A 13,716-nucleotide genomic window follows, 5' to 3' on the forward strand; every position below is an offset into this window, starting at 1 on the left:
CTTCAAACTTAAAACACAACTGTGTAATTTAAAATATGTGTTTGCTCGGATGGATACATTTACAGAAAAGTATTTAACTAAAAAAAGACCGCAATCAGCGGTCTTTTTTAGTATTAGTTATATTTGACTTAGCTACTAGGAAACTGTTTTGTTCTTTTTACGAAGTTTAAAGTTTAAAAACTCAATAAACAATGAAAAAGCAATAGTAAAATATAAATAACCTTTAGGTATAGTTCCCACACCTTCATTAAATATTTTTAAATGTGCTAAGTGAGCTGCTTCTGCAATTAGCATAAAACCAATTAAAATTAAAAATGACAATCCTAAAATTTGAACCGAAGGGTGTTTGTTTACAAATCGGCCAACAGGTGTAGCAAAAAGCATCATTATTATTACTGAAATCACTACAGCCACAATCATTAATAGTAGCGCATCATTTGGATTTTTGCTCAACCCATTTGTCATACCAACAGCAGTTAAAATAGAATCAAAGGAAAAAACAACATTAATAAGAGTAATTTGCACTATGGCTTTACTTAAACTAGAAGCACTTTTTTCTTCCAGTTCTTTTTCCTCTTCACCAGCTTCATCTACTTTTTCGTGTATTTCGTGAACACTCTTATATAACAAAAATAAACCTCCACCAAATAAGATTAGGGCTTGACCACTTATTCCAGCTTCAATCCAGGGTAAATTTATATGCCAAAAAGGAGCCTCCATAGCGACTAAATATGAAATGCCAAAAAGAAGCACAATACGCATACTCATTGCCAAGATCAAACCAATATTTGTCGCTTTTTTTTGTTGCTCAGCAGGTAATTTACTCGAGGCAATTGAAATAAAAATGATATTATCAATACCTAATACAATTTCTAAAAAAGTAAGGGTTAGTAAAGCTACCCAAGCATCGGCAGAAGAAAAAATTTCGAACATTAGTTTATTTTTTTAGCGGTTCCTTGTTGTTTTTTTGATGCGCCTACCATGCCGTATTCAAATGTATAGGTGTCTTTATTGGTGGTTAATATTTTTAAATGTAAAGCTTTACGCTCCTTTCTGTTTTTAGGATGTAAATTTTTTAGTACACATTCACAATTGTTTATCCAACGTATACTTGATGTATCCGATTTTCCTTGAAAATAATCAATTTCAATTGAATCATTCCTTACAAATCGTGTGGTAGCCAATTCACCATTTAATAAAGTTTGAAACTCAAAAGTTCCCGTTTTAAATTTTTTACAATTCCTTTCTGGGGCTTTAGCACAGTTATTTAATAAAAAAAAGATCCCTAATAAAAGTCCTTTATATATGGACATAAAATGTAAAAATTAAAATGATCAATAAAAGATAAAAATAATTCAAATTTGTAAAGAGTGCAACGTAAGCACTAAATTCTTGCCCAGAATTCTAAAATTAGTCTACTTATAAGTGTATGAATTAGGATCTTTTTAAGCTTCTAAATTTTCTGTAATGACAATATCCAATGTAATATAAGGTTGTTATTGCTTATTTATGATTCATTTTTTAGTTTTTATACTCTTTGAATTTTCCATTTTTATAAAAAATGATCACACGCTCAACATCGGTTGTATCACTTATGCTATTAGACTCATTTGTTTGTGATTTATCTTGTTCTGGAATTGCGGGCGTATTTGAAAATAAATCTTTAGAATTATTTTTTAGGGGCTTGTTTTCTGTAGTACTTATTTCTGGGGTTATTTTTTTTTCGGAAAATAGGTGAGTTGTCGTTTCATTTGATTTTGGAAAATTTCCTTTTCCATACATCAACCATTCAAAAGTAACTTCAGAAAAATTTTCTAGAATATGCAAAACAAATTCAAGGCTAGGTTTATTTCTTCCGGAAATTATATGTGAAATAGAGGAGCGGCCAACACCCATTTTTTCAGCAAAAGCTGATGCAGATAGCCTGTAATGGGTGAGTATCTGTTGTAGACGAATTGTAAACTCTTGATTGTTTATCATTGTAAACAAGTTGATTTTTGAATAGTTATTACAAATGTAAACATTTATTTATCTTCAAGCAAAATAAAGTAACAACTCTTACATTACTTAAAGTAAAACTTTATATAAAGCTACTAAGTAATTGAAAATTAGCATTTTAGTATTTATTAATCTTACTGAGAATCAACTTACTAAGTATTTTTAATCAGATGTTTACTTTTGTAACTAAAAGGGCTCATCAATCTAAAATAAATGGCATGAACTGAAACCTGTTTAGTTTACAATTGTGTCTTTATTCTTGTTTACAATTGTAACTTTAAATTATGGTGATCTAAAATGGTCTTTGTATTTTTGCAATAGCAACGAATAAATTTTACATGACAACAGCTGAAATAATTACAAGTTTTTCTGAGTATAAAGAAGCTTCATTAAATGGTCGATATATTACACAAAGCGATATTCAACCTTTATTAACCAAATGGAAAGATCAATTTACTATTGATCAAATAGGAGTCTCTGAAAATAAATTACCCATACATTTAATAAAAGTAGGTTCGGGTGCCAAACGATTATTGTTTTGGTCTCAGATGCATGGGAATGAAAGTACCACAACTAAAGCCTTATTTGACTTATTTCACTTTTTGAATGATGCTAGTAATGAGTTAGCAGTCCAAATACTTAAAGAATGTACTCTTTATATTATACCAATGCTAAATCCCGATGGTGCTTTGGCATATACTAGAGTAAATTATAACAAGATTGATTTAAATAGAGATGCTCAAGACTTAAGTCAAGCGGAAAGTAAACTATTCAAATCGGTAGTAGAAAAAGTAAAACCGATAGTCGCCTTTAATTTACATGGACAACGTACTATTTTTAGTGCCGGTGAAGTTGCTAAAAGTGCTATTGTTTCTTTTTTATCACCCGCCAGTAATAAAGAACGCAGTATAACCGATAGCAGAAAGAAGGGGATGCGCATTATAGCCGAAATGAATAAAGCCTTACAAACTGTAATTCCGGGCTGTGTAGGTAGGTATGATGATGGATTTAATATTAATTGTACCGGTGATACCATGGAGTTTAATGGCTATACGACTATTTTGTTTGAAGCAGGTCATCACCCCAATGATTATGAACGTGAAACCACACGTAAATGGATGTATTTATCTTTAATTACGGCTTTGAAATTTATTTCAACAAATGGAATTACAGTTAATAATTACGAGGCTTATTTTGATATTCCTGAAAATGGGAAGTGTTTTAAGGATATAATTATAAGAAATTATCCTTTAGAAGATAAAAAAGTAGCTATTTCTATACAATATAAAGAAGCGCTTATAGACAATAAGCTAAATTTTATTCCAATTATAGCACAAATTGAACCGCAAATTACTGAAAATGGGCATGTTGAATATGATTTTGATATACAGGATATCAAAATTTATAACGTTTTAGAAAAACTAGAAATAGGGGATAAAGTGGAATACTTAAGTATTAATAATGAAAAATTCTCAGTATTTCCGATAAAAAAGTAAATAAAATCCTTTTAGTACAGGATAAAACTGCTATTTTTGCATTTCAATCAACCAAATTAAAAAATACTTATGGCAAAGTTTAAGTTAGATGAAGTAGATCATCAGATTTTAGATATGCTTATCGAGAATACCCGTACACCATTTACTGATATTGCAAAAAAATTACTTATTTCAGCAGGTACTGTTCATGTACGTGTAAAAAAGATGGAAGAGGCTGGAATTATCCAAGGATCTTCACTTACTTTGAATTACACTAAATTAGGATACTCTTTTATTGCATATGTAGGTATTTTTCTTCAAAATACATCGCAAACTAAATTTGTATTGCAACGTATTAATGATATCCCTTATGTTACTGTAGCACATGTAACTACTGGTAAATTTAATATCTTTTGTAAAATAAGAGCAAAGGATACAAATCATGCAAAAGAAATCATCTTTATGCTTGATGATATTGAAGGAGTGTACAGAACAGAAACAATGATTTCATTAGAAGAAAGTATCAATGATAAGAAACGATTGATGCATTCCATTTTTAATGAAATGAACTAATTATTTATATAAATAATAATCAACAAATGGCGAGAGAACCAAAAATAGAACGTTTTAATCAGGACGTTCTATCTAAATACCAGATATACAATAGTATTTTTATGACGTTGCCTTTTGATAAGGTAACAAATACAGGGGTTTTATTACCACTTTTTAAAGAAGTCTGTGATAAAGGTTTTGCAGAAAAGCAGACACCAACTCAAATTGTAGAAAACTTTTTTGAGTTGTACCAACACAACCCAAATGATGAAGAAAAGAATACATTATTATTCCGTTTTATTCAATACATTGAAAGACAAGTAGTGCTTTTTGATGCTATTGAAGATGCTGCGTTTACTAAGGTAAACAACATGGTTGGTCGCGGTACGCTAAGGAGTTTAAAAGAAGAGGCTGCAGAGAAAGGCTTAATGAGTACAATGAAGGAGTTTTTGAAGACTTTTAAAGTACGTCCTACACTTACTGCACACCCAACTCAATTTTATCCAGGTACTGTTTTGGGAATCATTCGTGATTTGGATAAAGCTATTCGTGTCGATGATTTATTGACCATTAAACGTTTATTAGCTCAATTAGGTAAAACAGCATTCTTTAAAAAAGAAAAACCAACACCATATGATGAAGCTATTAGTTTAATATGGTATTTAGAAAATGTATTTTATCATTCGGTAAGTTCAATTTACAATTACATCCAACAAAATGTATTTGATGGAGAAACTTTAGACAATGATATTATTAATTTAGGTTTTTGGCCAGGAGGGGATAGAGATGGGAATCCGTTTGTAACTACCGAGATTACACTTAAGGTTGCCGAAAAATTAAAGACATCTATTCTTTCAAATTATTATAAAGATATTCGTAAGCTGAAGCGAAAAATTACTTTTGGTGAATTACCAGAAAAGATTAATGATTTAGAGCATCAGCTATATCAAAACATTTATTATCCATCAAAAGATTCTGTATTTACTTTAGCGTCTTTTGAAGCGGAATTGGCAGCTATAAGAGTAGCCTTAATTGATGAGCATAATAGTCTTTATTTAAAAGATCTTGATGGTTTAATAAATAAAGTTAATTTATTTGGTTTCCATTTTGGAACTTTGGATATCCGTCAGGACTCTAGAGTACATCATAATGTAATTACAGAGATTATAAAAGAAGTTACTGCTGCTGGTTTAGGAATTTTCCCTGATAATTATGAGGAACTTTCCGAAGATGAGCAAATGAAAATACTCTCTAAAGTAAGTGCATCGGTTAAACCTGAAGATTTAAAAGATGACATGGCTAGAGCTACAATTGGTTCTATATATGCGATGAAAAAGATTCAGGCAGAAAATGGAGAGCGAGGAGCTAACAGATATATTATTAGTAACAACGGAAGTGCTAAAAATGTATTGGAAACTTTTTCAATGGTAAATATGTGTGGATGGGAAAATCCAACATTAGATATCATTCCATTATTTGAAACAGTTCCTGATTTAGAAGTTGCCGATAAAGTAATGGAGCAGTTATATACAAATCCACAGTACTTAGCACACTTAAAACGCCGAGGAATGAAACAAACAATTATGTTAGGTTTCTCCGATGGCACCAAGGATGGTGGTTACTTAATGGCTAACTGGGGTATTTTTAAAGCCAAAGAAGCTTTAACAGAAATGTCCAGAAATCACGGAATAAAAGTGGTCTTTTTTGATGGAAGAGGTGGACCACCAGCACGTGGAGGAGGAAAAACAAATCAGTTTTATGCATCATTAGGTCCAACAATTGAGGATGAAGAAATTCAAATGACTGTTCAAGGGCAAACAATTAGTTCTAACTTTGGTACTATTGATTCTTGTCAATATAATTTAGAACAATTATTAGGCGCAGGTATATCAAATGAATTGTTTACCAATCCTACAAAAATTATAAAAGAAGAAAATCGAGAAACTATGCAGGAGTTAGCTGATATCAGCTACAAAACATATTCTGATTTTAAAGCGCATGAAAAGTTTTTACCATACTTAGAGCGTATGAGTACATTAAAATTTTATGCTAAAGCCAATATTGGTAGTAGACCATCCAAAAGAGGTTCAAGTAGTGAATTAAAGTTTGGTGACCTTAGAGCCATTCCATTTGTGGGTAGCTGGAGTCAGTTAAAACAAAATGTTCCTGGATTTTTTGGAGTAGGTACGGCAATAAAAGCTTTTGAGGATAAAGGAGAATTTGACAAAGTACTTACCTTATATAAGGATTCTATTTTCTTTAGAACATTATTGGATAATAGTATGATGAGTTTAACAAAATCTTTCTTTGAGCTTACGGCTTACATGCAAAAAGATCCTGAATTTGGTCCTTTCTGGGATATTATTCATAAAGAATACTTATTGACTAAGCGTTTATTATTAAAAGTTTCTGGATTTGATGAACTTATGGAAAATGAGCCAGTAGGTAAGGCCTCTATTCAAATAAGAGAGTCAATCGTATTACCATTATTAACCATACAGCAATATGCCTTGAAAAAAATTCAAGATATGCAACGTACAGGTGAAATTGATAAAGATACTTTTGAAGTATATGAAAAAATGGTTACTAGATCATTATTTGGTAACATTAATGCAAGTCGTAATTCAGCATAATTAACTGCTAATTATACTAAATTTTAAAAATCAGAAGTTTTAATTAACTTCTGATTTTTTTTTGGTTTAAATCAACAGTATTAATGTAAATTAGATATCATACTTATTATCTATTGATAATAAGTATGATATCTAATTTTATTAATTGTTGCCAATGTGACTATGTATAAACTATAGTAGTTGCGGAATATATTTATCGATGATTATTTTCTATTTCATATTTCAGGTTAAAATGATATTTTTTTCGAATACTCCATAAAATAAGATTCAAAGCGCTTTAATTTTGGAGGTATTTTTTCTGAATACAAAACAAATTGACATTTTTTGATACTTTGAGTAATTGAAAGTAACGTAGTATATGCCCAATCTTGAGTTAAGTATTCTGCATCATCAACACTAAATATTTTTAATTGAGCGATACTTACTCCATTTAATAAAAACAATTTATTCATTGTTTTAGGAGTGGAAATCAAAATATCGACACCCATAAATATTTCAGATTTTTGAACATCAATATGGAGTTGCTCATAGCCTACATAAACGCGTAATGAAGTATGTTTGGTGTATTTTAAAAAAGCATCATACATTACTAAAGCCTTTTCTTTATTTTCTACAAGTATTACTGCCCTTGGTGCATTTCCAACTGCTTCACACTTTAATTTTTGCAATGTAGTAAGGATAAGTGTGGTTGTTTTTCCTGCATCTTTTGGAGCCGTACAAAAAACATTGGCTCCGCTTTTAATTACAGGAATACTTTTATTTTCAAATGGAGTAGGAGTTACTATTTCAAAGTTTTCAAGCTTTTCTTGTAAATGAGGGTGTAATTTTTTAAAAGGCATATAATAGTAAAATAAGTTTTCAATCTAATTAAAATGCTTCTGCTAAATTTAAGTAAACATTATTAGACGAGTCTCCAAATCCCCAGTCTAATCTGATGTTTAAATTTTCGGTTCTATCCAATAAAAAACGAAGCCCAACGCCTACATTAGGTCTAAGGTTATTAAGTTTAAAGTTCGATACATTTCTGGCAACATCTCCTGTTCCTAAAAAGGCAACCATACCTATTCTGGAGTTTTTAAATTGTTTGCGATATTCTACTTGACCGGCTAGTAAATTACGTTCAATATAGCGTCCTTCAATATAACCACGCATAATTTCGTGTCCTCCAAGTAAAGCCAATTCCGATAACGGAATATTACCATGTGAAAAATGACCAAGCATTTGAAAAGCTAATATATTTTTAGCGTCATTAGTTAATGTTTTAAAATATCTAAAATCAAAACGAGTGAGTTGAAATTTATGTGTTCCTCCTAATACTTTTCCATAAAAACCATGTGTAAATTCAAAATAAACACCATTTTGAGCATTCAAAATATTATTTCTACTATCATAAAGTACTGCTAATTCTGCTCCTGCAGATGTAGAACCATTAAAACCTAAAGGTTGAGTTTGAGCTAATAATTTATCATTTTCAATTTCAACATTAAAAATATGATTGTAACGAATACCACCACCCAAAAATAAGTGCTTTGCAAAAGCTTGCTTTAAAAAGATCGGTTCAAATAAAGCCTGATAAGAATCGTAAATTTCTTCATTAGATTCTGGAGTATCACGACCAATACCAAAAAAAAGTCTAGGGAAGTTTTGAAAAAGTATATTTCCTTCAATCACCCATTTTTCTTGATTGGTAAATATTTCAAAACCTGAAAAAAATATGAACTGATTGTTCAATGTGTATCGTAATGAAATAGGCATATTTGAAGTTCTCGTTTCTTCTCCACTACCTTTGAATTTAAATAAATATTTTGATCCCACTCCCAAGCCTAAACTTGTTTCGGGAGAAAAACTTACGATAGGTGCAACTATGACCTTTGATAAATATAATGAAGAGTCTTTCGCTACTCTCTTTTTATTAGGATAAAAGGTAAAGAGTTCTTTAAATTTCTCGAATTTTTCTTCAATTTCATCTACCTCATTATTTTGAGCTATTACCAACGAAGGTAATAAAATACAACATGCGCCTATAATACTTTTATTTATTAACAGAAAAACTCTGGAAATACACTCCATAGAAAATTTATTTGGTGCCAATTTAATGTAATCGTTTTTTAACTAAATTATAATCTGCAAATAAACAGCTATAATTTATGCTATGCTAATTAAATTTATAATTACTATGATAAAAAAATCGGAATTTTAAATTAGTTTTTTTGACTACTAACGATTTAAATATTGTTATAATTGATTGTTTAATTTTTAGCAGTTAACAATAGTTTTGATTTGGTAGGTAAGTGTTTATTGTGAAGTGTTACTAAAATAGATGAAAATAATTCTACATATTATTTTTTTATAGTCACATAAGAATAAAAGTCTCGTTATTAAAATGATCGGTTATAAACAGGAAAAGTTGTTGGTTTAGTAAGTTCTGATGGTGAAGACGAACAAACAAAGAAAATAGTTTTACAAGCCACTAATATAAAAAAAGCTATGGATTTTATTACTGAATTAGATTGATACCGTTAAACCATAAAAGAGAGAATATGGCATCTCTAGTATGATTTTGGTCGTGATAGTTTTTCCAACTTGTATAGGTCGAAAAAATTAATAAAAATCCCATTAGACCCAAAGCTATATTCATCACTTTGGATCTAAAGGCATCTTTCCATAGTTGGCTAGCCAACAAATAGAGGATACTTTTTCTCATACCTAAAATTTATAGGTAGCATTAAGTAAAACATTCCTAGGAGTTCCTGGACCTAACCTAGAAGGATTAAGCCCCCCTAACCAATGTGTTTTATCAAACAAATTATTTACTTTTAGTGTCAACTGGATCTTTGTATTATTTGGTCTGTAATATACAGCTGCATCAAATACTGTGTAATCGGGTAGTAATACTCTAGCTGTAGCATAAGTTGGGTTGTACCAAGTATATCTTTCATCTACATATTGAACACCAAAACCGATTCCGAGACCTCTAAAAGGTGCATCCACAAAATCATAACGCCCCCAAAAATTAGCTGTATTTTTTGGTGCACCTCCAATACGTTCTCCTTTAAATTCCTCAATAGCATCTTCTATAATTTTAGCATCATTAAAACCATAGGATGCAGTAAGTTGAAAGTTAGGAGTCACATAACCAGAAACATCCATTTCAAACCCTCTGCTGCGTTGTTCACCTCTTGTTGTTAAGGTTTCTAAATCAAAAGTATCACCTAATAAAATATTTTTTTGAATGATCTCAAAAATTGAAAAGTTGGCAAATATTTTACCGTTTAAAAATTCACCTTTTGCACCGATTTCTTTTAAACTACTTTCTAGGGGATCAAATCTTCCTGGAGAACCTCCCCAAAAGAAACCCTCGGCAGTTGGAGATAATGATACGGTATTGGTATGGGGCTGAAAACCTTCTAAATAAGTAGTGTAGGCACTAATATTGTCAGTAACTTCATAAGTTAAACCTAACCTTGGTACAAATGCTTTTGTTTTAAATTTTTGTTCATCTCCTTTGTATTCAAATATATCTTTAAACCATTCATATCGTAAGTTTAATAAAGCAGAAAATTTACCTAGTTTAAATTGATTTTGGATATAGATCCCATCGGATGTAGTCAAGTTTGCTGGAATTGTCAATTCAGAAAGCTTGTAATCATTGGTATTTCTGGCACCATTAAATGGGTCTTCTAAATTAAAATGAGGAACAGCTGGGAGTGGTATGGTTGCATCACCAAAAGTCGTTTGTTGAAAATCCTCAGGTTTACTTGCATCAAAATTAGATTGACGTCCATCTGTTGTTAAATACCTTCTGGCTCTTAGCCATCCAGCTCCAGTTTTTCTTTCCCAACGAGAGGCATCATACCCTATCAATATTTTGTTAGTAACGTTATCACTTTTAATATCGTAAGTGAAAAAAGCACTAAAGTTATCGGTTTCCCAAAATTGTTGTCTTTCATCATACCTTAATCTTGCCAGAGTATTAATTACATTCCCATCAATACCTACTGCGGTACCATCAACTCTATGTTCCGCTAAATCTTCCTCCCATGTTTGTTTCATGAATTGGGCACTAAAACCAAAGTATTCAGTAAACTTTTTATTAAAACTAGACATGAAAATAATTTCTTTAGTCTTATAATGATCACTAGAAGCACCTACATTCCTTGTAATAGGTGTACTATTAATGTCAAATTCACCATTAATGGAACCAAAAATGGGCTGTCCTCTGTCTAGATTTCCTTCAGCATTATTATAAATCATTTCCACATTTAATGATGTATTAGTATTAGGGACATAACTTAAAGAAGGAGTAAATAAGATGGCATTATTGTTTACAACATCTCTAAATGAATCTGCTTCTTGATAAGCTGCATTGAATCGATACAATAATGTTTTTTCTACATTTAATGGACCTGTAAAATCAGCAGTAGCTCTTAAGGTACCAAAACTACCTGTAGCTAATGAAACCTCGCTAAATTTTTTAGTTAGTGGTTTTTTAGTTACCATATTTATAGTTCCTCCGGGGTCTGCACTAGAAAAGGTAACAGAACTAGGTCCTTTAATAACTTCAACACGCTCCAGGTGAGCGGTGATGGGTTGCAAAAAATAATACTGACGCGTACGCATGCCGTTAAGTACTTGTCCATCATCGGCCTGAGTAATTCCACGAATATTAAAATGATTGTATAAGCCTGTAGCAGAAACATTACTCACTGTTTTTACAGCATCGACCAATTGAAATGCTTGTCGGTCGGCGATTAACTCTTTGGTAACTGTTGCAACGGCTTGAGGTAATTCTTTATTTTTAATGGCTATTTTGGTTGCCGAAAACGAATAGTCACTATTATAATCCGTTCGAGCTCTACCAATAACCTCTACAGATTGTAATTGCTCTTCGCTTTCCTGTAGTGTTAATGTCCCTAGGTCATAGTCTTGTTTTTGGTCAATAGTTTTTTGCAAACTCAAAGTTTGCATACCTACGTAACTAATATTTATTTGATAATTTCCTGTTTGATTAAGTTCAAAAGTAAAGCTTCCGTTTTCTTGCGTAACAGTACCGTTAGTTATTCCTTTACTTTGATTGGAATACGAAACAGTAGCTCCTAATACGGGTTGACTATTCACGTCAACAATTTTACCCTTAACCGAAATTTGGGCAAATGAGGTGTTTATTGCTATCAATAACAATATAATGATACTATAATTTTTCATAATTTTAAATGGTTTCTAAGTAAAGTTTTTTTAATTCTCCAGCATTTATTTCATTAGCTTTCAGTTGTTGTACAAAGGTGCCTTCCTTCATAATACCTATGGTAGATGCTAGTTCTACAGCATTAAAAATATCATGTGTGGCCATAAAGATTATTTTCCCCATGGCGGCCAATTCTTTACAAATTTTTGTGAATTCGGCAGTGGCTTTAGGGTCAAGACCAGAGGTAGGCTCGTCCATAAAAATGACCTCGGCATTCTTTGCTATTGCTACAGCAATTTCCACTTTTTGTCTCATTCCTTTGGAATACGTAGCAAGTCTTTTGTGCTGAGCATCTGATTGCAGTCCTATTTTTGTTAAAAAAGCCTCTAATTCATTTATGGTGTATTTAAATCCTGCCAAACGGCTAAAAAAATCTAAATTTTCAATACCGCTAAGGTTGCCGTAGAGTTGCATTGTTTCGGGGATATAGTCCGTAAGCTCATTGGTATCATCTTTCCCGATCTCTTTATCGGCAACAAATGCTTGACCGCCATCTTTGGAAATAAAGCCCAAAAAAATGTTGATGGTGGTTGTTTTACCTGCGCCATTCTGACCTAAAAGGCAAGATATTTGACCTTTAGAGACTTCAAATGAAACCTCTTTTAATGCAATTTTCCCGTTGTAGGACTTGCTAATGTTAGTTGCTTTCAACATAACGTTTAATAAATTAAAATTATCTGTGTATCGTAAATCACCTATACTTATATGCAGTTCATAATAATTAGGTGTGTTAAATCTATTGAAAAGGCATCCTTGTTAAATAAGGATGCGTCCGATGTATGTGTAGCTCTATATTATATTGAATGATGTGACTAAAAAATATTTGATATCTAAATTTTAGTCAGATCATAAAACGTCTCAAGGTATTTTCAATTTACCCATGATTATACATTAGAACTTCGCTATGCGTATTGAAAGCTTAATAAAATCAAGTGTTTTCTTGATTTTACAGCGGTTTCGATATGGAATAGACTTTCTAATTCATAATCCGGATTTACGTATAGTAGTAGTATGCAAAAAATAATAAACACTAATCCGTAATGTAATTGACTCTTTATTATAAAGTTCCCGTACAAAAGAATAGGTTTAATTATTCAGCATAAAATTCAAATGCATTCCACATTAGGTGGAAATTACTAGACAAAATGATAAATAAATTGAGTATACAAGTATAGCCTTATAAATAAGGGAAATACTACATACAAAATGGACTATAAAAATAGTGGAGGAGGCCTTGTAAAAAGGCTGCTTGATAAATGCTTTTTATGAAAAGCAAAAATGTAAGTTTTCGCATTTAGTTTTTGCGCTATAAATAAATATTCCGCATCTGGTAAAACGGTAACTTCTGTTTTTAGTAGCGGAGTAAAATTAATTGCTGATGATACCGTACAAATGTCACAATGTTGTATGTCTTTCTCATCATTATGATGCGAAAGCGCATGTAATCCTGTCACCTTGAATAATAAAAACAAGGCGATAAAAAACAAAGCAATATAGTTTTTAGCGCTTTTCATCTAACACCATAAAAGTAACTAAATATCTAAATTATTAATGCGGATTTATTTAAAATATTATAAGAAGTAAGGTTATTCTTCTATTGCTATTTTTTAGTACAAATCATTACATTATTGAAAATTTAAAGGATATAATTTTACGAAAAAAATAGACTGCTGTCGCTCAGTTCTTTAGTTTGGTAGAGTGGGGTGAAACATATGACCGTAGTTATTGTCTCCATAATTTAGGGACCATACAATGTAACACTCAGGTCAAAAAATAAGGCGTTCAAGTTTTATATTATTTTTAAAGTTGTGTA

12 protein-coding genes are annotated in these 13,716 nt (G+C 31.3%); 3 read left to right on the plus strand and 9 right to left on the minus strand.

What is annotated here, in order from left to right:
* Positions 1 to 135: 135 nt before the first annotated feature.
* From KQA_RS0206465 to KQA_RS0206475, 3 genes are all read right to left on the minus strand, one after another.
* Positions 136 to 933: a TerC family protein gene (locus tag KQA_RS0206465; protein WP_010179296.1), complete on the minus strand. Its 798-nt coding sequence runs from the start codon at positions 931 to 933 to the stop codon at positions 136 to 138.
* A complete protein-coding gene (locus KQA_RS0206470; protein WP_010179298.1) occupies positions 933 to 1,313 on the minus strand; it encodes a hypothetical protein in 381 nt (126 codons plus the stop codon). The genes KQA_RS0206465 and KQA_RS0206470 overlap by 1 nt, the downstream gene beginning before the upstream one ends.
* 208 nt (positions 1,314 to 1,521) lie before the next feature.
* Positions 1,522 to 1,980: a helix-turn-helix domain-containing protein gene (locus KQA_RS0206475; RefSeq protein ID WP_010179300.1), complete on the minus strand. Its 459-nt coding sequence runs from the start codon at positions 1,978 to 1,980 to the stop codon at positions 1,522 to 1,524.
* Between the two features lie 356 nt (positions 1,981 to 2,336).
* Between KQA_RS0206475 and KQA_RS0206480 the strand changes: the two genes are divergently transcribed.
* The 3 genes from KQA_RS0206480 to KQA_RS0206490 all read left to right on the plus strand — a co-directional run bounded on the left by KQA_RS0206480 (position 2,337) and on the right by KQA_RS0206490 (position 6,658).
* Positions 2,337 to 3,494 (plus strand): M14 family zinc carboxypeptidase, encoded by a 1,158-nt coding sequence (locus tag KQA_RS0206480; RefSeq protein WP_010179301.1) that lies wholly within the window; start codon positions 2,337 to 2,339, stop codon positions 3,492 to 3,494.
* 69 nt (positions 3,495 to 3,563) lie between these two features.
* Positions 3,564 to 4,046, plus strand: coding sequence for an Lrp/AsnC family transcriptional regulator (locus KQA_RS0206485; protein WP_010179303.1), 483 nt, complete (start codon positions 3,564 to 3,566; stop codon positions 4,044 to 4,046).
* A 26-nt stretch (positions 4,047 to 4,072) separates the two neighbouring features.
* Positions 4,073 to 6,658 carry a phosphoenolpyruvate carboxylase gene (locus KQA_RS0206490; RefSeq protein WP_010179305.1) on the plus strand — a complete coding sequence of 862 codons (2,586 nt, stop codon included), beginning with the start codon at positions 4,073 to 4,075 and terminating at the stop codon, positions 6,656 to 6,658.
* A 227-nt stretch (positions 6,659 to 6,885) separates the two neighbouring features.
* Here the strand turns inward: KQA_RS0206490 and KQA_RS0206495 are convergent, their stop codons facing one another.
* The 6 genes from KQA_RS0206495 to KQA_RS0206520 all read right to left on the minus strand — a co-directional run bounded on the left by KQA_RS0206495 (position 6,886) and on the right by KQA_RS0206520 (position 13,417).
* Positions 6,886 to 7,497, minus strand: a complete 612-nt coding sequence (locus tag KQA_RS0206495; RefSeq protein ID WP_010179307.1) for a DEAD/DEAH box helicase — start codon at positions 7,495 to 7,497, stop codon at positions 6,886 to 6,888.
* 28 nt (positions 7,498 to 7,525) lie between these two features.
* On the minus strand, positions 7,526 to 8,728 hold the full coding sequence (locus KQA_RS0206500) for a BamA/TamA family outer membrane protein (protein WP_050858529.1): 1,203 nt from the start codon (positions 8,726 to 8,728) through the stop codon (positions 7,526 to 7,528).
* Between the two features lie 427 nt (positions 8,729 to 9,155).
* Positions 9,156 to 9,362, minus strand: a complete 207-nt coding sequence (locus KQA_RS0206505; protein WP_029209493.1) for a hypothetical protein — start codon at positions 9,360 to 9,362, stop codon at positions 9,156 to 9,158.
* A gap of 2 nt (positions 9,363 to 9,364) precedes the next feature.
* Entirely contained in the window at positions 9,365 to 11,863 is a 2,499-nt protein-coding gene (locus KQA_RS0206510) for a TonB-dependent receptor (protein ID WP_010179311.1), read from the minus strand.
* A gap of 4 nt (positions 11,864 to 11,867) precedes the next feature.
* Positions 11,868 to 12,557, minus strand: coding sequence for an ABC transporter ATP-binding protein (locus tag KQA_RS0206515; RefSeq protein WP_010179313.1), 690 nt, complete (start codon positions 12,555 to 12,557; stop codon positions 11,868 to 11,870).
* Positions 12,558 to 13,114: 557 nt separating this feature from the next.
* Positions 13,115 to 13,417, minus strand: coding sequence for a hypothetical protein (locus KQA_RS0206520; protein ID WP_010179315.1), 303 nt, complete (start codon positions 13,415 to 13,417; stop codon positions 13,115 to 13,117).
* Positions 13,418 to 13,716 lie beyond the last annotated feature (299 nt).

This window comes from Aquimarina agarilytica ZC1, from assembly GCF_000255455.1.
GTDB lineage: Bacteria > Bacteroidota > Bacteroidia > Flavobacteriales > Flavobacteriaceae > Aquimarina > Aquimarina agarilytica.

Bases quoted from the DNA above. Each gene is read 5' to 3' on its own strand.
- KQA_RS0206465 (WP_010179296.1), bottom strand. From the start codon at position 933: ATGTTCGAAATTTTTTCTTCTGCCGATGCTTGGGTAGCTTTACTAACC.
- KQA_RS0206470 (WP_010179298.1), bottom strand. From the start codon at position 1,313: ATGTCCATATATAAAGGACTTTTATTAGGGATCTTTTTTTTATTAAAT.
- KQA_RS0206475 (WP_010179300.1), bottom strand. From the start codon at position 1,980: ATGATAAACAATCAAGAGTTTACAATTCGTCTACAACAGATACTCACC.
- KQA_RS0206480 (WP_010179301.1), top strand. From the start codon at position 2,337: ATGACAACAGCTGAAATAATTACAAGTTTTTCTGAGTATAAAGAAGCT.
- KQA_RS0206485 (WP_010179303.1), top strand. From the start codon at position 3,564: ATGGCAAAGTTTAAGTTAGATGAAGTAGATCATCAGATTTTAGATATG.
- KQA_RS0206490 (WP_010179305.1), top strand. From the start codon at position 4,073: ATGGCGAGAGAACCAAAAATAGAACGTTTTAATCAGGACGTTCTATCT.
- KQA_RS0206495 (WP_010179307.1), bottom strand. From the start codon at position 7,497: ATGCCTTTTAAAAAATTACACCCTCATTTACAAGAAAAGCTTGAAAAC.
- KQA_RS0206500 (WP_050858529.1), bottom strand. From the start codon at position 8,728: ATGGAGTGTATTTCCAGAGTTTTTCTGTTAATAAATAAAAGTATTATA.
- KQA_RS0206505 (WP_029209493.1), bottom strand. From the start codon at position 9,362: ATGAGAAAAAGTATCCTCTATTTGTTGGCTAGCCAACTATGGAAAGAT.
- KQA_RS0206510 (WP_010179311.1), bottom strand. From the start codon at position 11,863: ATGAAAAATTATAGTATCATTATATTGTTATTGATAGCAATAAACACC.
- KQA_RS0206515 (WP_010179313.1), bottom strand. From the start codon at position 12,557: ATGTTGAAAGCAACTAACATTAGCAAGTCCTACAACGGGAAAATTGCA.
- KQA_RS0206520 (WP_010179315.1), bottom strand. From the start codon at position 13,417: ATGAAAAGCGCTAAAAACTATATTGCTTTGTTTTTTATCGCCTTGTTT.